General features: G+C 71.4%; 24 protein-coding genes. 14 read left to right on the top strand and 10 right to left on the bottom strand.

Annotation, left to right across the window (positions count from 1 at the left end):
• The 6 genes from infB to FHP06_RS03480 form a co-directional block, all read left to right on the top strand.
• Positions 1-2,002 (top strand): translation initiation factor IF-2 (infB, locus tag FHP06_RS03505; protein WP_147683790.1); only part of this gene is annotated, 2,002 nt, incomplete at its 5' end.
• Positions 2,003-2,437 (top strand): 30S ribosome-binding factor RbfA, encoded by a 435-nt coding sequence (gene rbfA / locus FHP06_RS03500; RefSeq protein WP_147683788.1) that lies wholly within the window; start codon positions 2,003-2,005, stop codon positions 2,435-2,437. It begins immediately after the preceding gene.
• On the top strand, positions 2,434-3,312 hold the full coding sequence (truB, locus tag FHP06_RS03495) for a tRNA pseudouridine(55) synthase TruB (protein WP_147683786.1): 879 nt from the start codon (positions 2,434-2,436) through the stop codon (positions 3,310-3,312). The genes rbfA and truB overlap by 4 nt, the downstream gene beginning before the upstream one ends.
• Positions 3,313-3,361: 49 nt before the next feature.
• Positions 3,362-4,606 (top strand): phospholipase D-like domain-containing protein, encoded by a 1,245-nt coding sequence (locus FHP06_RS03490; RefSeq protein ID WP_222706331.1) that lies wholly within the window; start codon positions 3,362-3,364, stop codon positions 4,604-4,606.
• Positions 4,607-4,705: 99 nt separating this feature from the next.
• Complete coding sequence (locus FHP06_RS15855; protein ID WP_187271755.1) at positions 4,706-5,152, top strand: hypothetical protein; 447 nt, start codon at positions 4,706-4,708, stop codon at positions 5,150-5,152.
• Positions 5,149-5,994 carry a serine/threonine-protein kinase gene (locus FHP06_RS03480; RefSeq protein WP_147683784.1) on the top strand — a complete coding sequence of 282 codons (846 nt, stop codon included), beginning with the start codon at positions 5,149-5,151 and terminating at the stop codon, positions 5,992-5,994. Before FHP06_RS15855 ends, FHP06_RS03480 begins: the two co-directional genes overlap by 4 nt.
• A 6-nt stretch (positions 5,995-6,000) precedes the next feature.
• On the opposite strand, the gene FHP06_RS03475 is transcribed toward FHP06_RS03480, so the two are convergent.
• From FHP06_RS03475 to FHP06_RS03465, 3 genes are read right to left on the bottom strand one after another with little or no spacing between them, the layout of a single operon-like run.
• On the bottom strand, positions 6,001-6,660 hold the full coding sequence (locus tag FHP06_RS03475; protein ID WP_147683782.1) for a response regulator transcription factor: 660 nt from the start codon (positions 6,658-6,660) through the stop codon (positions 6,001-6,003).
• Positions 6,657-8,054 (bottom strand): sensor histidine kinase, encoded by a 1,398-nt coding sequence (locus FHP06_RS03470; RefSeq protein WP_147683780.1) that lies wholly within the window; start codon positions 8,052-8,054, stop codon positions 6,657-6,659. The genes FHP06_RS03475 and FHP06_RS03470 overlap by 4 nt, the downstream gene beginning before the upstream one ends.
• A complete protein-coding gene (locus tag FHP06_RS03465; protein WP_147683778.1) occupies positions 8,054-8,344 on the bottom strand; it encodes a hypothetical protein in 291 nt (96 codons plus the stop codon). The genes FHP06_RS03470 and FHP06_RS03465 overlap by 1 nt, the downstream gene beginning before the upstream one ends.
• Positions 8,345-8,437: 93 nt before the next feature.
• Between FHP06_RS03465 and FHP06_RS03460 the strand changes: the two genes are divergently transcribed.
• The 3 genes from FHP06_RS03460 to FHP06_RS03450 all read left to right on the top strand — a co-directional run bounded on the left by FHP06_RS03460 (position 8,438) and on the right by FHP06_RS03450 (position 12,555).
• On the top strand, positions 8,438-9,376 hold the full coding sequence (locus tag FHP06_RS03460; protein ID WP_230973388.1) for a bifunctional riboflavin kinase/FAD synthetase: 939 nt from the start codon (positions 8,438-8,440) through the stop codon (positions 9,374-9,376).
• 477 nt (positions 9,377-9,853) lie between these two features.
• Positions 9,854-10,093, top strand: coding sequence for a 30S ribosomal protein S15 (rpsO, locus tag FHP06_RS03455; RefSeq protein ID WP_407921272.1), 240 nt, complete (start codon positions 9,854-9,856; stop codon positions 10,091-10,093).
• Between the two features lie 218 nt (positions 10,094-10,311).
• A complete protein-coding gene (locus tag FHP06_RS03450) occupies positions 10,312-12,555 on the top strand; it encodes a polyribonucleotide nucleotidyltransferase (protein ID WP_147683772.1) in 2,244 nt (747 codons plus the stop codon).
• A gap of 62 nt (positions 12,556-12,617) precedes the next feature.
• Here FHP06_RS03450 and FHP06_RS03445 read toward each other — a convergent pair whose 3' ends face one another.
• Positions 12,618-14,438, bottom strand: coding sequence for a neutral/alkaline non-lysosomal ceramidase N-terminal domain-containing protein (locus FHP06_RS03445; protein ID WP_147683770.1), 1,821 nt, complete (start codon positions 14,436-14,438; stop codon positions 12,618-12,620).
• 55 nt (positions 14,439-14,493) lie between these two features.
• Between FHP06_RS03445 and kynU the strand changes: the two genes are divergently transcribed.
• A complete protein-coding gene (gene kynU, locus FHP06_RS03440; RefSeq protein WP_147683768.1) occupies positions 14,494-15,702 on the top strand; it encodes a kynureninase in 1,209 nt (402 codons plus the stop codon).
• Positions 15,699-16,445, top strand: coding sequence for a 4-hydroxy-tetrahydrodipicolinate reductase (gene dapB / locus FHP06_RS03435; protein ID WP_147683766.1), 747 nt, complete (start codon positions 15,699-15,701; stop codon positions 16,443-16,445). The genes kynU and dapB overlap by 4 nt, the downstream gene beginning before the upstream one ends.
• Before the next feature lie 95 nt (positions 16,446-16,540).
• Here dapB and FHP06_RS03430 read toward each other — a convergent pair whose 3' ends face one another.
• Genes FHP06_RS03430 through FHP06_RS03415 form a run of 4 tightly spaced genes read right to left on the bottom strand, consistent with a single transcriptional unit; the run spans position 16,541 to position 18,544 of the window.
• Complete coding sequence (locus tag FHP06_RS03430) at positions 16,541-16,846, bottom strand: AzlD domain-containing protein (protein ID WP_230973387.1); 306 nt, start codon at positions 16,844-16,846, stop codon at positions 16,541-16,543.
• Entirely contained in the window at positions 16,843-17,514 is a 672-nt protein-coding gene (locus FHP06_RS03425) for an AzlC family ABC transporter permease (RefSeq protein ID WP_147683764.1), read from the bottom strand. Before FHP06_RS03425 ends, FHP06_RS03430 begins: the two co-directional genes overlap by 4 nt.
• Positions 17,511-18,050, bottom strand: coding sequence for a GNAT family N-acetyltransferase (locus tag FHP06_RS03420; protein WP_147683762.1), 540 nt, complete (start codon positions 18,048-18,050; stop codon positions 17,511-17,513). Before FHP06_RS03420 ends, FHP06_RS03425 begins: the two co-directional genes overlap by 4 nt.
• A complete protein-coding gene (locus tag FHP06_RS03415) occupies positions 18,044-18,544 on the bottom strand; it encodes a hypothetical protein (RefSeq protein WP_147683760.1) in 501 nt (166 codons plus the stop codon). Before FHP06_RS03415 ends, FHP06_RS03420 begins: the two co-directional genes overlap by 7 nt.
• A gap of 51 nt (positions 18,545-18,595) precedes the next feature.
• On the opposite strand from FHP06_RS03415, the gene FHP06_RS03410 reads away from it, so the two are divergent.
• Together FHP06_RS03410 and FHP06_RS03405 are read left to right on the top strand one after the other, a co-directional pair.
• A complete protein-coding gene (locus FHP06_RS03410) occupies positions 18,596-19,405 on the top strand; it encodes a thymidylate synthase (RefSeq protein WP_147683758.1) in 810 nt (269 codons plus the stop codon).
• On the top strand, positions 19,402-19,875 hold the full coding sequence (locus FHP06_RS03405) for a dihydrofolate reductase (RefSeq protein ID WP_147683756.1): 474 nt from the start codon (positions 19,402-19,404) through the stop codon (positions 19,873-19,875). Before FHP06_RS03410 ends, FHP06_RS03405 begins: the two co-directional genes overlap by 4 nt.
• On the opposite strand, the gene FHP06_RS03400 is transcribed toward FHP06_RS03405, so the two are convergent.
• Both FHP06_RS03400 and FHP06_RS03395 read right to left on the bottom strand, forming a co-directional pair.
• Positions 19,876-20,667 (bottom strand): thioesterase family protein, encoded by a 792-nt coding sequence (locus FHP06_RS03400; RefSeq protein WP_147683754.1) that lies wholly within the window; start codon positions 20,665-20,667, stop codon positions 19,876-19,878.
• Between the two features lie 45 nt (positions 20,668-20,712).
• Positions 20,713-20,985 carry a hypothetical protein gene (locus FHP06_RS03395; protein WP_147683753.1) on the bottom strand — a complete coding sequence of 91 codons (273 nt, stop codon included), beginning with the start codon at positions 20,983-20,985 and terminating at the stop codon, positions 20,713-20,715.
• 131 nt (positions 20,986-21,116) lie between these two features.
• Here FHP06_RS03395 and dapA point away from each other — a divergent pair, with 131 nt between their 5' ends.
• A complete protein-coding gene (gene dapA / locus FHP06_RS03390; RefSeq protein WP_147683751.1) occupies positions 21,117-22,031 on the top strand; it encodes a 4-hydroxy-tetrahydrodipicolinate synthase in 915 nt (304 codons plus the stop codon).

Here is a 22,031-nt window from a genome sequence, read left to right as displayed (position 1 = left end):
CGGCGGCGGACGTCCCGGCGGTGGCGGCGGCTTCGGCGGTCGCCCCGGCGGACCCGGTCGCGGTGGCCGTGGCGGCACGCAGGGCGCGTTCGGTCGCGCCGGCGGCCCCGTGCGCCGTGGACGCAAGAGCAAGCGCGCGAAGCGCCAGGAGTTCGACCAGATGCAGGCGCCCGCCATCGGCGGCGTCCGCGTCCGCAAGGGCGACGGCGAGACGGTGCGTCTCACCCGTGGCTCGTCGCTGAGCGACTTCGCCGAGAAGATCGGCGTCGACGCGGCGTCCCTGGTCGAGGTGCTGTTCCACCTCGGCGAGGTCGTCACCGCGACGCAGTCGGCCAACGACGAGACGCTGCAGCTGCTCGGCGAGGAGCTCAACTACAACGTCGAGGTCATCTCGCCCGAGGACGAGGACCGCGAGCTGCTGGAGTCGTTCGACCTGGAGTTCGGTGAGAACGAGGGCGACGACGAGGACCTCGAGGCCCGTCCGCCGGTCGTCACCGTCATGGGTCACGTCGACCACGGCAAGACCAAGCTCCTCGACGCGCTTCGTCAGTCCAACGTGGTCGACAAGGAGGCCGGTGGCATCACGCAGACCATCGGCGCCTACCAGGTCGCCACGGAGGTCGACGGCAACGAGCGTCGCATCACCCTGATCGACACCCCCGGTCACGAGGCCTTCACGGCCATGCGTGCCCGTGGTGCCCAGGCCACCGACATCGCGATCCTCGTGGTCGCGGCCGACGACGGCGTGATGCCGCAGACGATCGAGGCACTGAACCACGCCAAGGCGGCCGACGTGCCGATCGTGGTGGCGGTGAACAAGGTCGACAAGCCTGACGCCGACCCGGCGAAGGCCCGCGGTCAGCTCACCGAGTACGGCCTGGTGCCCGAGGAGTACGGCGGCGACACGATGTTCGTCGACGTCTCCGCCAAGGCGGGCACCGGTCTGGACGAGCTGCTCGAGGCCGTCGTGCTCACCGCCGACGCCGCACTCGACCTGCGCGCCAACCCCGACCAGAACGCCGAGGGCCTCGTCATCGAGGCGCACCTCGACCGTGGTCGCGGCCCGGTGGCCACGGTGCTGGTGCACCGCGGCACGCTGCGGGTCGGCGACTCGCTGGTCGCGGGACCGGCGTTCGGACGCGTCCGCGCCCTGCTCGACGAGCACGGCGAGAACATCGACGAGGCCACGCCGTCGCGCCCCGCGCTGGTGCTCGGCCTCACCGCGGTGCCCGGCGCCGGCGACAACTTCATGGTCGTCGCCGACGACCGCCTGGCTCGCCAGGTGGCCGAGAAGCGCGAGGCGCGCGAGCGCAACGCCCTCCTGGCCAAGCGCAGCGGTCGCCGCACGCTCGAGGACTTCATGTCCTCGATGGAGAAGGGCGAGACGAACGAGCTGCTGCTCATCCTGAAGGGTGACGGCTCCGGCTCGGTCGAGGCGCTCGAGGACGCGCTGGCGAACATCGAGGTCAGCGACGAGGTGTCGCTGCGCGTGATCGATCGCGGTGTCGGTGCCATCACCGAGACCAACGTCGACCTCGCCGCCGCGTCGAACGCCGTCATCATCGGCTTCAACGTCCGGCCGCAGGGCAAGGCCACCGAGCTCGCCGACCGCGAGGGCGTCGAGATCAAGTACTACTCGGTGATCTACCAGGCGATCGACGAGATCGAGGCCGCGCTGAAGGGCATGCTCAAGCCCATCTACGAGGAGCAGCAGCTCGGCACCGCCGAGATCCGCGAGATCTTCCGCTCCAGCAAGATCGGCAACATCGCCGGCTGCATGGTCACCAGCGGCACGATCAAGCGGAACGCCAAGGCGCGGCTGCTGCGCGACGGCTCGGTCGTCGCCGACAACCTCGACCTGGCCAGCCTGCGTCGCGAGAAGGACGACGCGTCGGAGGTCCGCGAAGGCTTCGAGTGCGGCATCGTGCTCAAGGGCTTCAACGACATCAAGATCGACGACGTCATCGAGACGTTCGAGCTGGTCGAGAAGGCCCGGGACTGAGTGGCCGGACAGCGCACGCAGCAGCTCGCTGACCGGATCAAGGTGATCGTGGCGCAGCTCCTGGAGCGACGGGTCAAGGACCCGCGCCTGGGGTTCGTCACGATCACCGACGTCCGGCTGACCGGCGACAACCAGAATGCCTCGGTGTTCTACACGGTCATGGGCGACCAGGACGCGATCGACGGCACGGCCGCCGCCCTGCGCAGCGCCACGGGCATGATCCGCTCCGAGGTCGGCAAGCAGCTCGGTCTCCGGCACACGCCGTCCGTGGAGTTCTTCCTCGACGGTGTGCCGGAGTCGGCGCGTCAGATCGAGGACCTGCTCGCCGCGGCCCGGGAGTCCGACGAGCGCGTCGCCGCGCAGGCGGCCGGCGCCCAGTACGCCGGCGACCCCGACCCGTACAAGCACGCTGACGACGACACCGAGGACGAGTGAGCGAGCCGGTTCCCGGCATCGTCGTCGTCGACAAGCCGGCCGGCTGGACGTCCCACGACGTCGTCGGGCGACTGCGCCGCCTCGCCGGCACCCGCAAGGTCGGCCACGCCGGCACGCTCGACCCGATGGCCACCGGCGTGCTGCTGGCCGGCGTCGGCCGCGCCACGAGGCTGCTCGGGCACCTGCAGCTGACCGACAAGGAGTACCTGGCCACCGTCCGGCTGGGGGAGTCCACGGTCACCGACGACGCCGAGGGCGAGGTGGTGGCGTCCACGTCGGCCACTCATCTCGACGAGGCGACCGTGCGCGCGGCCATGGCGCCGCTGACCGGCGACATCGAGCAGGTCCCGTCGGCGGTCTCGGCCGTCAAGGTGGACGGGAAGCGCTCCTACGCCCGCGTGCGCGCGGGGGAGGACGTCGACCTGCCGGCCCGGCCGGTCAAGGTCAGCACCTTCGAGGCCACGGCGTTCCGGCCGGGGGGTGAGCTCCTGGACGTCGACGTCCGCGTCGTCTGCTCCAGCGGCACCTACGTCCGCGCGCTCGCCCGCGACCTCGGAGCGGCGCTCGGCGTCGGCGGGCACCTGACGATGCTGCGCCGCACCCGCGTCGGCGGGTTCGACCTGTCCGTCGCCCACACGCTCGAGGAGCTGGAGACGGCGTTCGCCGTGGTGCCGCTCGACGACGTCGCCCGCCGTACGTTCCCGGTGCTCGAGCTCGACGCCGACCAGGCCACCGACGTCCGATACGGCCGGGCGCTTCCCGGCGTCTCGCTCGGTGCCGACGGACCGGTCGCCCTGCTCGACCCGGACGGACACTTCCTGGCGCTCTACGAGCAGCGTGGCAGCGACGCCAAGCCCATCGCCGTCTTCGTCTGAACCGTCTGCCGCCCACGGCCCGGCACCCCCGCCGTAGGCTGGCGTCACCATGAGGAGACTGCGCCCACCGTCGCCCCAGCGCTTGGCGTGGCGCATCGTCCGCATGTGGCTCGCCGCGGTGGTCGCGATCGTCGCGTCGCTCATGGTGACCACCAAGATCCGCACCCTGTTCCGTGGGCGACGCGGCGGCCGGCTCACGACCACGCCACCCGCCGCAGTGACGGTCGGCGGCGACTCCACCATCACCACGTACACGTCGGGGCGCGACCTCTTCGCCGACATGCTGGCCGCGATCGACGGCGCCCAGGAGCGGGTGCTGTTCGAGTCGTTCATCGTCAAGGGCGACGAGGTCGGGCAGAAGTTCAAGGCGGCGCTCATCGCGGCCGCGGACCGCGGCGTCGACGTCCGCGTCGTCTACGACGGGTTCGCGAACCTCGTCGTCCGACCGAGCTTCTTCCGCTTCCCGCCGCGGGTGCGGGTGCTGCGGTTCCCGGTGCTCGCCGGCCGCTGGCAGATCTTCAACCCGCGTCGCTACGGCCGCGACCACCGCAAGATCCTGGTGGTCGACGACACCGCGGCCTTCGTCGGCGGCTACAACATCGGCTCGGAGTACGAGACCCAGTGGCGCGACACCCACCTCAAGATCGAGGGCTCCGCCGTCTGGGACCTTGACAACGCGTTCGTCGACTTCTGGAACCTCAACGAGGCGCGTCCGCGGCTGGCCGACCACGGATCACCCAGCTGGGACCCGCACGTCCGAGCCCATCGCAACGTCCCGCGGCAGCTCGTCTTCCCGGTCCGCGGCATGTACCTGGAGGCCATCGACCGGGCCACCGACCACATCTACCTCACCGCCGCGTACTTCATCCCCGACCACGACATCCTCCGGGCGCTGCTCGACGCTCGGCGTCGCGGCGTCGAGATCCGGATCCTCATGCCCGAGGTCTCCAACCACGTCGTCGCGGACTGGCTGTCGCGCGGCTTCTACGGCCGAATGCTCGACGCCGGCGTGCGTATCTTCCTGTACCAGGACGCGATGGTGCACGCGAAGACCGCCACGATCGACGGCCGCTGGTGCACCGTCGGCACCGCCAACATCGACCGGCTCAGCCTCACCGGCAACTACGAGATCAACATGGAGATCCACGACGCCGACCTCGCCGCCCACCTCGAGCGCGTCTTCGAGCACGACCTCACCCAGGCGCGCGAGCTGACCCGCGAGGAGTGGTCGAGCCGCTGGGTCGTCGTGAAGATCTGCGAGGCGCTGCTCCGTCCCCTCCGCCCGCTGCTCTGAGCCCTGGAGGTCGATGAGAGGTCTCTCATCGCCGGCTCACGGAGGCCTCACCTCGGACGACGAGGGTCGTGATCACAACGATCACGAAGGAGACGAGCCATGAACCGCTCACTGCGAACCGGCATCACCGCCCTCGCCGGCGCCGTGGCGCTCGGCACGGCCGGTGTGGCCATCGCCGGCGCCGCCGGAGCCGACGACCATCCCCAGCAGGCCCTGAAGCGCGAGGACACCAGCACGGCGCTGGTGACCCCGGCCCTGGACGACGATCCCGACGACGGGAACGACGACGCCCTGCAGCGCGCCGACCGGCCGACGCACCACACCACGCTGACGTCGCCGACGCGGCAGACCCGCGCCACGACGCTGACGAAGAACACGTCGCCGACGAAGAACACGTCGCCGACGAAGAATACGGGTCCGACCAAGAACACGTCGCCCACCAAGAACACGGGGCCGACGAACAACACGGGTCCGACCAAGAACACCGGGCCGACCCACGACACCGGCCCGACGCATGACTCGGACCACAGCGGCCCGGGCCGATGAGGTCCACCGACGCGGCCGGGGGCGAGCTGATCGCCCCCGGCCTGGTGCCGATCACGTCGCTCGGCGGCGGCGAGCTGTTCGAGGTGTGGTCGGCCTTCGACGAGCGCCTGTACGCGCCGGTGGTCGTCAAGGTGCTGCGTCCCGAGCGGGACGACGCCGCCGGTCGTGCGGCCGTGGAGCACGAGGCCGACCTGCTGAGCCGCCTGCACCATCCCGGTCTGGTGCGCCTGTTCTCCGCCGATGTCGACGCCCATCGACCCCACCTCGTCCTGGAGAACATCGACGGGCCGACGCTGTCGTCGCTGGTGTCCCGGTTCGGCCCGCTCGAGCCGCACCAGCTCCTGCCCCTGGGCCTCGAGCTCGCCTCGGCCCTGCACTACCTGCACGGCGAGGGGGTCGTGCACCTCGACGTCAAGGCGAGCAACGTCGTGATGGGGGCACCGGCCCGCCTGATCGACCTGTCCATCGCGATGGACGTGAAGCGCGCCGCCGAGCTCGACCACGCGATCGGCAGCGACGAGTACATGGCACCGGAGCAGTGCGAACCGGGCGCGCGCGGCAGCGTCGGACCCGCCAGCGACGTCTGGGCGCTCGGCGTGACCCTGTTCCGCGCCGCCGCCGGCTTCCGGCCGTTCGACCGCGAGCCCCTCTGGGCTCAGCTCCACGACGAGCCGCACCCGCTGCCGGAGCGCGTGCCCGCACCGATGGCCGAGATCATCGGCGACTGCCTGGCCGTGGACCCGGAACGCCGACCCCTGCCGGTCGAGGTGGCCGAACGCCTCGAGCCGATGCTCGGCGCCCTGCCGGCCGCGCGGCTCGCCGGGTTCTCGTTGCGTCGCTGACGCGACTCAGTCCGCGCGGTAACCGATGCCGCGGACCGTGGTCACGAGGTCCTGGCCGAGCTTCTTGCGCAGGTACCCGACGTACACGTCCACCACGTTGGAGCCGGGGTCGAAGTCGTATCCCCAGACCAGCGACAGGAGCTGCTCGCGCGACAGCACCTGCCCGCGGTGCCGCAGGAACACCTCGGCGAGGGTGAGCTCCCGCGCCGAGAGCTCGACCTCGCGGTCCCCGACGTAGGCGCGTCGGCGGCGCAGGTCGAGCCGCACGTCCCCGGAGACGAGCTCGTCGCCCGTGGCCGCCTCGGCCGGCGCACGGAGTCGCAGCCGGATGCGAGCCACCAGCTCACCGAACTTGAACGGCTTGCTCATGTAGTCGGCCGCGCCGCCCTCGAGAGCGGCGACCGTGTCGTCGACGGAGTCGCGCGCCGTCAGCACGATGACCGGCAGCTCGGGCCGGTCCCGGCTGACTCGCTCGAGGATCGTGAACCCGTCCATGCCGGGCAGGCCGAGGTCGAGCACCATCAGGTCGAACTCGCCGGTGAGGGCGTAGTCGAGTCCCGTGACGCCGTCGGCGACGACTGTGGGGGTGAACCCGTCGGCGCGCAGGCCCTTGGCGACGAAGGACGAGATCCGGTCCTCGTCCTCGACGATGAGGATGCGGCTCACGAGGCTCCTCCCGGGAGGACGATGCGGAACGACGCACCGGTGGTGGTGTCGTCGAGCACGACCCTGCCACCGTGCGCCTCGGCGATGGCGGTCACGATCGACAGGCCGAGCCCGAAGCCCTCGCCGGCGTCGGAGCCCTGGGCGAACCGGTCGAAGATCGTCGGCCGGAGCTCGACCGGGACGCCGGGACCGCTGTCGCGCACCCACAGCTCGAGTGCGCCGTCGTGCCACCGCGAGCCGACGGCGATCTCGTCACCAGCCACGGTGTGGTGCACGGCGTTCTCGGCGAGCTGGAGCAGCGCCTGGGTGAGGCGCTGGGCGTCCAGCTCGGCGGTGCCCTCGGCGGTCTCGTCGAGGCTCCAGTGCCGGTCGGCCAGGCCACGAGCCCGCTCCAGGGCACCCGTCGTCAGCGCCGGGAGGTCGGTGGGCTCGGTCCGCACGAAGTCCGGCCGCCGCGCCTTCGCGAGCAGCAGCAGGTCGGTCACCAGGCGGGCCATGCGGTCGATCTCGTCGAGCAGCAGCGCCCGGGTGTCGGCGACGTCTTGCGGATCCTCGGGATCGACGACCTCGAGGTGGCCGCGCAGCACGGTGAGCGGGGTCCGCAGCTCGTGCGCCGCGTCGTCGAGCAGGCGGCGCTGGGTGGCGAACGCGTCCTCGAGGCGGTCCAGCATCGCGTTGAACGTCCGCTGGAGATCGGTGAGGTCGTCGCGCCCGGTGACCTGGAGGCGGCCGCTGAGGTCGCCCTCGGTGATGCCCTGGGCGGTCTCGCGCAGGTGCCGCAGCGGCTGGAGCAGGCGGCCGGCCAGCCACGACGCCACCGCGGCGATCAGCAGCACCGACAGCGCGGCGAGGAGGGTGTAGGTCAGCAGCAGCTCGCGCAGCGGCTCGCGGGACGCGGAGACGTCGTGGCTCACCACGAACGCGACGTTCCCCGTGCCCTGGACGACCGGCTGGACCGCGACCCGGTAGTCGTGCCCGCTGATCGTCAGGTTCCGCGTGCCGCCGTCCGCCCGCAGGTCGTCGACGAGGGTCCGGAAGGCCGGTGAGCGCTGCAGCCGGGAGTCGCTCTCACCGACGTAGGACGCCTCGCCGGTGCTCGGGAACATCCAGAGCATCTCCTCCGGGTCCGGGAGGTTGCGCGACAGGAACGAGCGGACCAGCCGCTCCGGGGTGCCGAACGGCTGCCGGGTGTCCGGGTCGACGCCGTCCGCCTGCAGCGCCCGGAGCTCGCCGACCTCCTGCGCGAGGCTGCGGTCGATCGACTCGGTGATGCGCCGGGACTCGACCACGTAGAGCATCACGCCGACCGCGACCAGCGCGGCGGTGGTGAGTGCGGCGACGGCGGCCGTCAAGCGCTGGCGGACCGAGAAGCCCGCCTGCCGAGGACCCGCCATCAGTCGTCCTCGGGGTGGTCCCGGCCGCGGTGGTCGTCGTCATCGTCGTCGATGTCCCGCGGGCGGGGGGTGATGCGGGTGTAGTCGTCGTCGTCATCGTCATCGTCGTCGTCGTGATCGGCGGACGGGCTGGGCGACGGAGACGGGGTCACGGTCGACGTCGGCACCACGATCGGCGGGTGGTCGGTGGGGGAGTCGTCGGCCTGCGCGGAGACACGACCCACCACCAGGCCGGCGAGCACGACGGTCACCAGGGCCAGCGCCAGCATCGAGGGGGCAGGACGTCTCACGTGCCAAGCCTGCCCCACCAGCCCGACCGCGTCGATGAGCCGACGATGAGAGTCCTCTCATGCAGCGCCGGCCCTGTGTGGCACAGTGCTGCCGTGACGACCTGGCGCGACCTCGACGGTGCCGCGACGGAACCCCGCCAGCAGCCGGCCGCGGTGACGATCGGCGTGTTCGACGGCGTGCATCGAGGGCACCAGGCCGTGCTCGCCGCCGCGCGGGCCGCCTCCGGGGCGCCGGTCGTGGCCGTCACGTTCGAGCCGCACCCGCTGGCCGTGCTCGCGCCGGACCGGGAACCCCCGCGCCTCACCACGATCGAGCGCCGCATCGAGCTGCTCCACGCCCACGGGGCCGACGAGGTGCGCGTCCTGGCGTTCGACCAGGAGATGGCCGCCTGGGACCCCACCGACTTCGTGACGCGCGTGCTCGTCGAGGAGCTGCGGGCCACCGACGTCGTGGTGGGGGAGAACTTCCGCTTCGGTGCCAAGGCGGCCGGCGACCTCGAGCTCCTGCGATCCGTGGGAGGCGAGTCCGGCTTCCGCACCACCGGCCTCGCGCTCGACGGACGCACGGAGCCGTACTCGTCCACGCTCGTGCGTCAGCACGTGGCCGCCGGCCGCATGGCCGAGGCCGCGGCGGTGCTCGGCCGCCCGCACGAGGTGTCCGGCGTCGTCGTCGAGGGCGACAAGCGCGGCCGCGAGCTCGGGTTCCCCACGGCGAACGTGCCGGTCGACGATACGTACGCCGTGCCGCCCGACGGGGTCTACGCCGGTCGCGTCGACATCGGCGACGAGGTGCTCCCGGCTGCCATCTCGGTCGGCTCCAACCCCACGTTCGACGGCACCGAGCGTCGCGTCGAGTCGTACGTCATCGACCAGCCGCAGCACGGGTCCCTCGACCTCTACGGACGCACGATCCGGGTCGAGCTGGTCCGGCGGCTGCGCGGCATGGAGGCCTTCGACACCGTCGACGCCCTGGTCGCCCAGATGCACGACGACGTCAACGACACCCGGGCCGTGCTCGCCGAGCTGTCGTGAGACTCACCGCGACCTGGGCTCCGGTCCTTGAGCCTGTCGAAAGGACGTGCGGGCGGGGTCGAGTGCGCCGGCGAGATGGGCGTGATCTCGATACGCCTGCTCGCAGAGCTCGCAGGCACTCGATCACCGAACGGTGAGGCTCGGTGGTCGAGTGCGCCCGCGAGCGCCAGCGAGCTGGGCGTGTATCGAGACCACGTCGGCCATGCGCGAGCATCACCTCTCACCAGGTCTCGTCACCCTGACGCCTCCGGCGTGGCGCGCTCGACCTCCTCCGGTGCCCGCTCGTAGAGCTCGCGCCACCTACGGATTCGCTCCGGGCACACCCGCGCTGATACCCTGGACGCTGCCGTGCAACGGCCACGGATCGTAGTGCCCCGGTGAACAGGCCCGGACGCGCCGTGCAACGAAACCCCTCAGAGGAGAACAGTGTCGAAGAAGACTGCTGCGCCCACGGTCGCAGACACCCCGAAGGCCGACATCATCAAGCAGTACGCCCTGTCCGACGGCGACACCGGATCCCCTGAGGTCCAGATCGCCCTCCTGACCGGTCGCATCGCTCACCTGACCGAGCACCTGAAGGAGCACCAGCACGACCACCACAGCCGCCGCGGCCTCCTGCTGCTGGTCGGCCAGCGTCGTCGCCTGCTGAACTACCTGCAGAAGAACGACATCGAGCGTTACCGCTCGCTCATCGAGCGACTCGGTCTGCGCCGCTAGACCTCGGCGAGCGGTCACCTTCGGGTGGCCGCTCGCTTCACACCCACAACTGCATATCCATCCATACGGACGAGGCACCCAGGCATGCCGCTCGGTCCTCGGTAGTGGCCCTCGGAGATTCATCTCCGCAGGCCTCGATCGAAGACCGGACTTACCCCGCCTGCCTGCGTCTCGTCCCTGGCGTCGGTCCACCGGACCGACCGAACGAAGGGACATCCATGTCGGATTCCACCTTGCACACCGCCGAGACCGTCATCGACAACGGACGCTTCGGCACCCGCACCATCCGCTTCGAGACCGGCCAGCTGGCCCGCCAGGCCGCCGGCTCCGTCGCGGCCTTCCTCGACGACGACACGATGCTGCTGTCGGCCACCACGGCCGGCAAGCACCCGAAGGAGCAGTTCGACTTCTTCCCGCTGACCGTCGACGTCGAAGAGCGCATGTACGCCGCGGGCCGCATCCCCGGCTCGTTCTTCCGTCGTGAGGGCCGCCCGAGCGAGGACGCGATCCTCACCTGCCGCCTGATCGACCGCCCGCTGCGCCCGACCTTCAAGAAGGGCCTGCGCAACGAGGTCCAGGTCGTCATCACGGTCCTGGCGCTCAACCCGGACGCCCCGTACGACGTCCTCGCGATCAACGCCGCCTCGGCGTCCACGCAGATCTCCGGTCTGCCGTTCTCCGGCCCGATCGGCGCCACCCGCGTCGCCCTCATCGAGGGCCAGTGGGTCGCCTTCCCGTCGCACAGCCAGCTCGAGAACGCCGTCTTCGACATGGTCGTCGCCGGCCGCATCGCCGGTGACGACGTCGCGATCATGATGGTCGAGGCCGAGTCCACCGAGTCCACCTGGGACCTCGTCCAGAGCGGCGTCCAGGCGCCCACGGAGGAGGTCGTCGCCGGTGGCCTCGAGGCCGCCAAGAGCGTCATCCGCCAGCTGTGCGAGGCGCAGTCCGAGCTCGCCTCGGCCGCCGCCAAGCCGGTCCAGGAGTTCCCGGTCTTCCTCGACTACGAGGACGACGTCTACGAGGCCGTCGCCGCTGCCGCGTCCGGCCCGCTCTCCGAGGCGCTGACCATCGTCAGCAAGGCCGACCGCGAGGCGCGCGAGTCCGAGATCAAGGCCGACGTGCTCGACCAGCTCGGCGCGCAGTTCGAGGGCCGCGAGAAGGAGATCGGCGCCGCGCTGCGCTCGGTCACCAAGAACCTCGTCCGCGAGCGCGTGCTCCGGGACCAGGTGCGCATCGACGGACGTGGCCTCGCCGACATCCGTGCGCTGTCCGCTGAGGTCGGCGTCATCCCGCGCGTCCACGGCTCGGCGCTGTTCCAGCGCGGCGAGACCCAGATCCTGGGTGTCACCACGCTGAACATGCTCGGCCTGGAGCAGAAGCTCGACACGCTCTCGCCCGAGACCACGCGTCGCTACATGCACAACTACAACTTCCCGCCGTTCTCCACCGGTGAGACCGGCCGCGTGGGCTCGCCCAAGCGTCGCGAGATCGGTCACGGCGCTCTCGCCGGCCGCGCGCTGCTGCCGGTGCTGCCGACGCGCGAGGAGTTCCCGTACGCGATCCGTCAGGTGTCCGAGGCCCTCGGCTCCAACGGCTCCACCTCGATGGGCTCGGTCTGCGCCTCGACGCTCGGCCTGCTCAACGCCGGTGTGCCGCTGCGCGCCCCGGTCGCCGGCATCGCGATGGGCCTCATCTCCGGCGAGGTCGACGGCAAGCAGACGTTCGTCACGCTGACCGACATCCTCGGTGCCGAGGACGCGTTCGGCGACATGGACTTCAAGGTCGCCGGCACGCGTGAGTTCGTCACGGCGCTGCAGCTCGACACCAAGCTCGACGGCATCCCCGCCGACGTGCTCGCCGGTGCGCTGACGCAGGCCCGCGAGGCTCGCTTCACGATCCTCGACGTCATGGCCGAGGCGATCAGCGAGCCTGACGAGATGAGCCCGTACGCCCCGCGGATCCTGACGATCAAGATCCCGGTCGACAAGATCGGTGAGGTCATCGGCCCGAAGGGCAAGGTCATCAACCAGATCCAGGACGACACCGGCGCCCAGATCTCACTCGAGGACGACGGCACGGTCTACGTCGGCGCCGACAACGGCGACGCCGCCGAGGCCGCGCGGGCTGCGATCAACGCGATCGCCAACCCGACGATGCCCGAGGTCGGCGAGCGCTTCCTCGGCACGGTCGTCAAGACGGTCGACTTCGGTGCGTTCGTCTCGCTGCTCCCGGGCAAGGACGGCCTGCTGCACATCAGCAAGCTGCGCGAGCTCAACGGCGGCAAGCGCGTCGAGCGGGTCGAGGACGTCGTGTCCGTCGGCCAGAAGATCCAGGTCGAGATCGCCGAGCTCGGCGACCGCGGCAAGATGTCGCTCGTCCCGGTCCTCGGTGACGACGCCGGTGAGGCGTCCGCCGACGACGCGGCCGAGGAGTCGACCGAGGTCTCGGCCGACGCCTGATCAGTAGTCGTTTCGACAGGCTCAACGACCGTTCCGGTCCTTGAGCCTGTCGAAAGGACGTTTCAGGCCACGGTGATCGGCTCCGTGGTGGCGGACTCACGGCCGACGTAGGTCACGCGGTAGGTCCCCGGCTCGCCGGCGACCCAGGTGATGGTGGCGTCCCACCGGCGGCCGCGGCGGTGCCAGCGGATCGACGTGTCGAACGAGCTGTCGTCGGCGACCGTCTCCCAGCCATCCGGAGTCTCGCGCTCGACCACCAGGTAGGTGGGCCGGATCTCGGCGTTCGGGTGGTCGGCGGCGACCTCGACGCGCACGGTCCAGCCCGTCGGCACCGCCGTGGGCGCGGAGCGGATCTCGATGCGCTGCGGTTGCTCGAGCCGCGGGGAGCCCGTCGGCGCGACCCAGCGCACGCGGTGCGACGGTGGCGGGTCGCCGGGGTCGACCGGGCGGCCGTCCCGGATCGCCTCGGCGAGGTCGCGGACGACCTCCGCGACAGCGGGCAGCTGCTGACGGCCGAAGATCGTGCTGCCGCCCTCGTAGTCCTGCTCGTCGTACTCCTCGGGCGTGGTCATGTAGTGCGCGAAGCCGTTCGCGTAGCCCTGCACGAGCACGTGGTCGAGGTCGGTGGCCAGGATCTCGGCGACGAGCCGGCGCAGTCGCAGGCCGGCGGTGACCGTCACCTCGAGCGGGAGGCAGATCAGGTAGAGGCTGCCGATGCGGACGAGCTGGACCGGGAGGACCTCCTGGCCCCAACGCAACACCCCGAGCGGGAGGAACAGGTCCTTCGGGGCGTGGGCGGCCGCCAGGGCGGGACTCCGGCCGTACAGCCACTCGCTGAGACGCTGCAGCGCCGGGTTGCGCTTCCCGCGCCGGAACATCGGCGAGCCCTCGCCGTCCGTCGTCCCGGCTGCGAACGACGCGCCCAGCACGGCCCGTCCGGTCGGACCGACCGGCGTGGTCCGGCGTCCCAGGTCGACGTAGGTCATGCGGGCCTGCAGCAGCGGGCTCAGCGCCTCGCCGGCCGCCGTCGCGAGCACCTGCGCCGACGCGAGCTGGCGCTCGGCGACGACCCGGGTGTTCTCCTGCTCTTCGTCCGTGGGGCCGTGACCGGCGCGACCGTGAAGATTGGGGGAGATGTCGCCGGCGTTGGTCTGCGCGAACCCGGCGACGAGGTCGGGCACCGACCGCTCCCAGGCCAGCGCCGCCCAGCCCTTGTTGTCCGAGCTGATCAGCGTGGTGTGGTTGGTCATCGACGTGTTGTGCACCGCGAACCAGTGGATGGAGCCGACAAGTGCCCCGTCGCGCTCAAACCGCATCAGGGTGGCAAGGGTGTCCTTGGACTCGGGGAAGAAGGCGCGGTCGGCCTCGGGGTTGCGGCTGAACGCGGGCAGGCTGCGGTTGGTGCTGGCATCGGTGAGCTGTCCGCGTGTGAGCGTCGCGGTCACAGGGGCAGCGTCGCGGTGGGCGGCCTCGATGGCGTCGACGACGCCGTCGACCAGCCGCTCGAACGTCCGCGGGTGGAAGCCGGCCGTGGTGATGTTGTAGAGCGTGTGCCGCCCGTGGCCGCCGGGTCCGCAGTGCGTGTGCGTGGCGGTGAGCACGGTGTTGCGGGCCGTGTAGAGGCCGCCGAGCCGCTGCTCGAGACGCTCGTGGATCTCCGTGACGGCTGCCTGGAAGAACATCCCGATGTCCGCGACGACGTAGGCGATCCGCTCCGAGCCGTCGTCGAGCACGAAGGCCCGCGCGTACTGGCGGGTGAGGATCCCGCGCGTCCACTGCTCCGGCATCCCGTAGCCCATCATCCCGACGCCCCACGGCTCTCCGGTGATGTCGCGCCTCGCCCGCCCGACGCGGAGCTCGGGGTCGTCGGGGGAGCGGGTCATGGGCGTCAGTATGTCGGACCCGGACGGACCGACTTCGTGAGACGATCACGCCACCATGAGCACCAGCGCCCGTAGGGTCGCGGCTGAGCTCGACGCCTCGGACCCGCTGGCGCCGTACCGTGACCGCTTCCTGCCCGCCGACGACGTCGTCGCGTACCTCGACGGCAACTCGCTCGGCCGGACGCCGCGCGCCACCGCGGAGCGACTGGCCTCGTTCGTCACCGACGAGTGGGCCAGACGGCTGATCCGCGGGTGGGACGAGGGCTGGCTCGACCTGCCCGTCGACGTCGGCGACGAGCTCGGCGCGGCCGTCCTCGGCGCGGCGGCCGGGCAGACGCTCGTGGCGGACTCCACCACGGTCAACCTGTTCAAGGTCCTGCACGCGGCCTGCGGACTGCGGCCGGGCCGCGACGAGATCGTGGCGTCGGCCGCCGACTTCCCGACCGACCGTTATGTCGTCGAGCAGGTCGCGGCGCAGCGCTCCATGACCGTGCGCTGGCTGCAGCCCGACCTCGTCGAGAACGTCACGCCCGACGTCCTGGGCGAGGTGCTGGGGGAGCGCACCGCCGTGGTCTCCCTGAGCCACGTGGACTACCGGTCGTCGGCCCTGCTCGACCTGCCGGCCCTCACCGAGCAGATCCACGACTCCGGGGCGCTCGCCGTCTGGGACCTCTGCCACTCCGCCGGCGTCGTGCCGACGAACCTGGACGAGGCCGGCGTCGACCTCGCGGTGGGCTGCACGTACAAGTTCCTCAACGCCGGTCCCGGCGCGCCGGCGTTCCTGTACGTCGCCCGCGAGCACCTGGCGACCGCGGACCAGCCGATCATGGGCTGGTTCAGCGCGGCAGACCTGTTCGAGATGGCCGACGCCTACCGGGCCGCGACGGACGTCCGTCGGATGCTGAGCGGCACGCCGAACGTGCTCGGGATCGTCGCGGTTCAGTGCGGCGTCCAGCTGGTGGCCGAGGCCGGGATCGACGCCGTCCGGGCGAAGTCCACTCGCCTGACCAGCTACCTGATCGACCTGCTCGACGAGGCCGGCGCCACGGTCCTCAGCCCGCGCGCGGCCGACCGGCGCGGCAGCCACGTCTCGATCCAGGTCCCCGACGCCGCCGAGGCCGGTCGCCGGCTCGTCGAGGCCGGCGTGATCCCGGACGTGCGGCGGCCCGACCTGCTCCGCCTCGGCCTGTCGCCGCTCTCCACGTCCTTCGCGGAGGTTCTCGACGGGTTCGACGTCCTGCGGTCAGTAGTGTTGCCGTCATGACACGCGTAGCGGTCCTGGGCGCCAAGGGACGCATGGGCTCGGCGTCCGTGCAGGCCATCGACGCCGCCGACGGCTTGGAGGTCGTGGCGCAGATCGACGTCGACGACGACCTCGCGGCGATCACGGAGGCCGGTGCCGAGGTCGCCCTCGACTTCACCCAGCCGGGTGCCGCGCTCGACAACGTCCGCTGGTGCGTCGAGCACGGGATCCACGTCGTCGTTGGCACGTCCGGCTTCGGCGAGGAGCGGATCGCCGAGGTGCGCGACCTGCTCGCCGACCACCCGGACGTCAATGTCCTCGTGGTCCCGAACTTCTCCATCGGCGCCGTGCTGATGATGCGGTTCGCGGCCACGGCCGCGCCGTTCTTCGAGTCCGTCGAGGTGGTCGAGATGCACCACCCGGACAAGGTCGACGCGCCGTCGGGCACGGCCACCCGCACCGCGGAGCTGATCGCCGCCGCCCGCACGAAGGCCGGCAGCGGCGACATCCCCGACGCCACCACCGACGACCCGGACGGAGCGCGCGGCGCGAAGGTCGCCGGCGTGCCCGTCCACGCCATCCGGTCGCGCGGCTTCGTGGCGAGCCAGGAGGTCGTCCTCGGCGGCACCGCGGAGACCCTCACCGTCCGCCACGACTCCCACGACCGGCAGTCCTTCATGCAGGGCGTCGTCGCCGCCGTCCGGGCCGTCGCCGACCGCCCCGGCCTCACCGTCGGGCTCGACCCCGTCCTCGGCCTGGACTAGCGCGGTTTACCAGGTTCAGTGGGTAAGCCGACACTCCTCACGGCAAATCTGCCGTGAGATGTGCAAGTTTGCCCACTGAACCTGGTAATCCGACATCACATCAGCCGGAGCAGCGCCGCCGTGGCGGAGGCCGCGACGACGGTCGGCAGGAACGGCACGCGCAGGCTGTACAGAAGGGCCGCGACGCCGAGGGCGGCCAGCCGGGCGTCGACGACGAGCTCGTGGTCGCCGCCGAGCACCTGCACCGCGATCAACGCGCCGAGCAGGGCGACCGGGATGAGGTCGGCGGCTCGCCGCGTCATCGGGTGCGCCAGGACCCGTTCGGGCACCGAGAGGCCGGCCAGCTTCAGCGAGAAGCACCCGACGGCCATGACGAGGATGCCGACCCAGGTGGCGTTCACTCCGTCACCTCCCGTGCCCAGCGCAGGCCGAGCAGGACGGCCACGGCTCCGCCGACCATGATCGGGACGCCCGCCGCCGTGAACGGCACCAGCCCGAGCGCCACGGCGGCGGCCAGCACGGCCACCGCCCGGGTGGCCCAGGAGTCCAGCCGCGGCCAGAGCAGTCCCAGGAACGCGGCGCCGACGGCGGCGTCGAGCCCGTAGTCGCGGGGGTCCCCGATCGCGGTGCCGGCCACGGCTCCCGCCAGCGTCGCCAGGTTCCACAGCAGGAAGATCGACACGCCGGTCCAGTAGAAGCCGAGGCGGGCCTGCCGGGTCGTCGGCCTGAGCGTGGCCATCGCCGTGGACTCGTCGATGACCAGGTGGGCCGACGCGATCCGCGCTCCCCGCCCGAGCCGGAGCAGCGGCGCCAGGCTCAGCCCGTAGAACAGGAGTCGGCTGCCCAGCAGGATCGCGGTGAACGCCCCCGTGATGGGGTTGCCCCCGGTGGCGACGACGCCGATGAACGCGAACTGGGACGCGCCGGTGAACACGGCCAGCGAGAGCGCGCACGCCTGCCAGACGTCCAGGCCGGACGTGGTGGCCAGCGCGCCGAACGAGACGCCGTAGGCGCCGGTGGCCACGCCGACCCCCAGCGAGTCGACGACGACCGATCGGTCCGTCGTCATGCGGTCAGTGCGGTGTGCAGCCGGACCTGCTTGACCACCGTGCCGGCCTCGTCCTCGACGGAGCGGTGCGCGCCGTCAGGACCCCAGCCGGCCGACGTCGCGAAGGTGCGCAGGCCGTCGTTGTCCGCCGGCATCCACCAGCGGGCCCGGGTGAAGCTGTCGGCCGCCAGCGTGTCGATCGCCGCCTGGAGCAGGCGCGACCCGTGCCCGGCGCTCCGGTGCTCGGGGTCGACGACGAGCTCGCCGATCTCGCCGTCGGCCACGGGGTCGGCGTCCGGGTCGGCGTTCGGGTGGACGACCGCGAAGCCGCGCACCGTGGCTCGCTCCAGGGCGACCAGCACGCGCATCCGGGCGTCCGGGGGAGCGGTCAGCGAGGCGGCCCACTGGGCGGCGACGGCGTCGACGTCCAGGGAGCTCACGACGTCGGCTCCGAGCACGTCGGCGTAGTCGGCGCGCCACGCGGCCACCTGGACCGTGGCGATCGCGCTCGCGTCGTCCGGCCAGGCGAGCCGGGCGCTGACGTCGGCAGTCACCACTCGCGGAAGCTCTCGACCAGTCCGGCCTCGGCACCGTCGGCGTTCAGCATCGCCTCCGCGATCGACGTGTTGCGCAGGCTCGGCCAGGTCTCGAACGCGAGGACGAGCAGCCCGGGCACGGCGCCGACGAGGATGGGCCAGCCGCCGTACGGGAAGACGAACGTGGCCAGGGCGGACAGCAGGATCGGGGCCTGGCAGTACGCCTGCTTGCGGACCACCTGCCCGGCGAAGATGCCGACCGCCTGGGCCCGCATCTCCTCGGGGTCGGTGTCCGGGGGGAACGGCGTGGCCGACATCCAGACCCGCTCGGCGAGCACGGCGCCGACGACCACGGCCACCAGCAGGGCGGCGATCAGCCACCACGGGATGACGTCCTCGCCGAGGCCGCCAATCATCGCGTAGATGAGCACGAGGAACACCGCGGTGAGCCCGAGCTGCAGCCGGGCGAAGTTCCGGACCTCCGACGGGGAGGTCTCGTACTCGGGCGGCGGCATGACCAGAGTTTCGCACAGGAGATGTCGCGCTCGATGGGTAGTGTTGGCGACATGCGGGCGTACCTGGATCTGATGCAGCGGATCCTCGACGAAGGGGTCGAGAAGGGCGATCGCACCGGCACCGGCACGCTCAGCGTCTTCGGCCACCAGATGCGGTTCGACCTCACCGAGGGCTTCCCTCTGGTCACCACCAAGAAGATCCACCTCAAGTCCGTGGTGGGCGAGCTGCTGTGGTTCGTCCGGGGCGACACCAACGTGTCGTGGCTCCAGGAGAACGGCATCTCCATCTGGGACGAGTGGGCCGACGAGCGCGGCGAGCTCGGCCCGGTCTACGGCCACCAGTGGCGGTCGTGGCCCACGCCGGACGGCAGCACCATCGACCAGCTCGCCAAGGTCGTCGAGTCGCTCCAGGCCGACCCGGACTCCCGGCGCCACATCGTGAGCGCCTGGAACGTCGCCGACCTGGACGCCATGGCCCTCGCGCCGTGCCACGCGTTCTTCCAGTTCTACGTCGCGCCCCATCCGTCTGGCACAGCCAGGCTCTCGTGCCAGCTGTACCAGCGCTCGGCTGACGTCTTCCTCGGCGTGCCGTTCAACATCGCGTCGTACGCCCTGCTCACGCACATGGTCGCGCAGGTCACCGGCCTCGGGGTGGGCGACTTCGTCCACACCCTCGGCGACGCCCACCTGTACCTCAACCACCTCGACCAGGCGCGCGAGCAGCTCACCCGCGACCCGCGGCCGCTGCCCGAGCTGTGGCTCGACCCGTCGGTCACCTCCATCGACGGGTTCACGTTCGACTCGATCAAGGTCACCGGCTACGACCCGCACCCCCTGATCAAGGCGCCCATCGCCGTATGACCGTGACCCTGGTCGTGGCCATGGGGTCCAACGGCGTCATCGGCGTGGACAACGCCCTGCCGTGGCGGCTGCCCGAGGACCTCGCGCACTTCAAGCAGCTCACGCTCGGCCACCCGATGATCATGGGCCGCACCACGTTCGAGTCGATCGGCCGGCCGCTACCCGGCCGCACGACCATCGTGCTCACGCGGGATGCGTCCTGGTCAGCCGAGGGCGTCGAGACGGCGCCGGACCTCGACGCCGCCCTCGCCCGGGCACAGGAGCTCGACGACGACGTCTTCGTCGTCGGCGGTGGCCAGGTCTACGCCGAGGCGCTGGAGCGCGACCTCGTCGACCTGCTGTGCGTCACCCGGGTCGCCCAGTCGCCGGACGGCGACACGCGCTTCCCGGCCGTCGACTGGGAGCGCTGGCGACCCGTCGGCAGCATCCAGCACGACGGCTTCGAGATCGTCACCTACGAGCGCGGCTGATCAGCTCAGGAGTGCCAGCTGACGGCTCTGCGCGATGAGGTTGCCGTCCTCGTCCCAGAGCTCGACGTCCTCCTCGTGGTAGCCGTCGATGACGTGCTGCGTGCGCACCTGGGCGAGGACCCAGCCCGTCGAAGGACGACGGCGCACGTGCACCGTGAGCTGCACGGTCGCTGAGCGGATCTGGTTGATCTCCGTGGTGACTGGTGGATAGGCGTCCACCAGCACGGCCGCGGCGAGCGCGTCGACCGGGCGGCCGTCCTTGGGCCGCACCCAGTAGGTGGCCGACATGTCGCCGCTCGGTTCTCCGACCATCCAGCCGGGAACCGTCTCGTGCCGGTAGTCGAACCGTCCGATGATCGGGGCGTCCTCGACCGGCACGATCCCCATGAGGTCGTGGCAGTCCTCCGGCGCGGCGATCGACGGCGCCGGTGGCGACGGGTTCTGGATGTCGCCGGTCGCGTCGGCGTCGTGCAGGCTTACCACGGCATGGGCGACGTCGGTGTCGCCCTGCGCGAGGACAGCCGTGAACGTCGCGACGCGACGTCCGAGCCGCAACGGCTCTACCCGCACGACTCCCTCACCTGGCGTGGGCGGGCGGAAGTAGGTGATCGAGATGCTGAGCAGGTCCGGCAGCGGCGACTCCTCGAGGACGGCGCCGAGCATCAGGGCGAGGACGTAGCCGCCGTTGGCCGTGCCGTTCGGGGTGTTCCAGTCGTCGGTGACGGTGACCGCGTGCACACCGTCGGAGACGCGCTCCGACGCGATCGCGCGGTCGAGCTCGAAGTCGGGCATGCCGCCATGGTGCCGGGTGGGGGGTCGCGGCGTGTCGGCGGTCCGTCAGTGCACGACGAGGTTGCCGCCCGTGAGCTGCTGGTTCGCCGTCATCAGTGCCTGCGGCAGCGAGCCCGGGTCACAGGTGATCGAGCCGCGCACCGGACTGGTGCCCATCGCCACGAAGTCGGCTGTGGCCGGGTAGTCGAGAGCCGTGCTCCAGGCGACGCCGCCCGTCGCCTTCGGTGCGGGGCCCGCCACGGCTGAGGTGAAAGGGAAGGCGGCGAGCCCGAGGCCGGCCGCTGCAGCGGTGATGCTGGTCGTGAGTCGTGTGTTCATGGAGATCCCTGCCGTTCCCAACCGGCCCGGGGTGAACCGGTTGCCTGAAGCATCGTTCCCTTCGATGCTGGCACTCTCGGACCGGCCTGTCCGAGAAACGCAGGACGTCCTCCGCGCGGTAACCTCGACCCATGACCTCACCCCTGGCCACCGAGGCCGCGCCGTTCGGACGGGTGCTGACCGCCATGGCCACGCCGTTCACGCCCGACGGCGAGCTCGACCTCGACGCCGCGCAGCGCGTGGCCACCTATCTGGTCGACCAGGGGAACGACGGACTGGTCGTCAGCGGCACCACGGGGGAGTCGCCCACCACCAGCATCGCCGAGGACGGCCGGCTGCTGTCGGCCGTCGTCGAGGCCGTCGGCGACCGCGCCACGGTCGTGGCCGGCGTGGGCACCAACGACACGCACCACAGCGTCGAGCTCGCCCAGCAGGCCCGCAAGGCCGGCGCGCACGGCCTGCTCGTCGTCACCCCGTACTACTCCAAGCCGCCGCAGTCGGGCATCGTCCTGCACGTCGAGGAGATCGCCCGGGCCGGCGAGGACGTCCCGATCATCCTGTACGACATCCCCGGGCGCACGGGCGTCGAGATCGCCGAGCCCACGTATACAGAGCTGACCCGCAACCCGCTGGTCGTGGCGGTCAAGGACGCCGTCGGCGACCTCGAGCGGGGCGCCTGGCTGATGCGCGAGACGGGCATCCGCTTCTACTCCGGCGACGACGCCCTCAACCTGGGCTGGCTGGCGATCGGCGCCGCCGGCATGGTCAGCGTCGTCTCGCACGCCGCGGCCGGCGACTACCGCGACATGGTGCAGGCCGTCGACGCCGGCGACCTCGCCACGGCCCGCGCCATCAACGACCGTCTGCTGCCCGCCGTGCGGGCCATGATGACCCACACCCAGGGCGCGATCACCGCGAAGGTGGCGCTGCAGCTGCTCGGCGTGCTCGAGCACCGCACCGTCCGCGCCCCCCTGCCCGAAGCCACCGAGGAGGAGGTCGCCATCGTGCGCGACGGCCTGGTGGCGTCGGGTCTTCTCGAGAGCTGA

The organism is Aeromicrobium terrae, from assembly GCF_008039565.1.
In the GTDB taxonomy this organism is placed as follows: domain Bacteria; phylum Actinomycetota; class Actinomycetes; order Propionibacteriales; family Nocardioidaceae; genus Aeromicrobium; species Aeromicrobium terrae.
The sequence above is the reverse complement of the archived record's forward strand: the minus strand, read 5'-3'. Positions and strand labels throughout refer to the sequence as shown.

Excerpts from the sequence above, each read along its gene's own strand:
- FHP06_RS03470 (WP_147683780.1), bottom strand. The coding sequence starts at position 8,054 with ATGGCGGGTCCTCGGCAGGCGGGCTTCTCGGTCCGCCAGCGCTTGACG.
- FHP06_RS03405 (WP_147683756.1), top strand. The coding sequence starts at position 19,402 with ATGACCGTGACCCTGGTCGTGGCCATGGGGTCCAACGGCGTCATCGGC.
- FHP06_RS03450 (WP_147683772.1), top strand. The coding sequence starts at position 10,312 with ATGTCGGATTCCACCTTGCACACCGCCGAGACCGTCATCGACAACGGA.
- dapB (WP_147683766.1), top strand. The coding sequence starts at position 15,699 with ATGACACGCGTAGCGGTCCTGGGCGCCAAGGGACGCATGGGCTCGGCG.
- FHP06_RS03445 (WP_147683770.1), bottom strand. The coding sequence starts at position 14,438 with ATGACCCGCTCCCCCGACGACCCCGAGCTCCGCGTCGGGCGGGCGAGG.
- dapA (WP_147683751.1), top strand. The coding sequence starts at position 21,117 with ATGACCTCACCCCTGGCCACCGAGGCCGCGCCGTTCGGACGGGTGCTG.
- FHP06_RS15855 (WP_187271755.1), top strand. The coding sequence starts at position 4,706 with ATGAACCGCTCACTGCGAACCGGCATCACCGCCCTCGCCGGCGCCGTG.
- FHP06_RS03415 (WP_147683760.1), bottom strand. The coding sequence starts at position 18,544 with ATGCCGCCGCCCGAGTACGAGACCTCCCCGTCGGAGGTCCGGAACTTC.
- FHP06_RS03490 (WP_222706331.1), top strand. The coding sequence starts at position 3,362 with ATGAGGAGACTGCGCCCACCGTCGCCCCAGCGCTTGGCGTGGCGCATC.
- FHP06_RS03425 (WP_147683764.1), bottom strand. The coding sequence starts at position 17,514 with ATGACGACGGACCGATCGGTCGTCGTCGACTCGCTGGGGGTCGGCGTG.
- FHP06_RS03395 (WP_147683753.1), bottom strand. The coding sequence starts at position 20,985 with ATGAACACACGACTCACGACCAGCATCACCGCTGCAGCGGCCGGCCTC.
- kynU (WP_147683768.1), top strand. The coding sequence starts at position 14,494 with ATGAGCACCAGCGCCCGTAGGGTCGCGGCTGAGCTCGACGCCTCGGAC.
- FHP06_RS03480 (WP_147683784.1), top strand. The coding sequence starts at position 5,149 with ATGAGGTCCACCGACGCGGCCGGGGGCGAGCTGATCGCCCCCGGCCTG.
- FHP06_RS03410 (WP_147683758.1), top strand. The coding sequence starts at position 18,596 with ATGCGGGCGTACCTGGATCTGATGCAGCGGATCCTCGACGAAGGGGTC.
- FHP06_RS03400 (WP_147683754.1), bottom strand. The coding sequence starts at position 20,667 with ATGCCCGACTTCGAGCTCGACCGCGCGATCGCGTCGGAGCGCGTCTCC.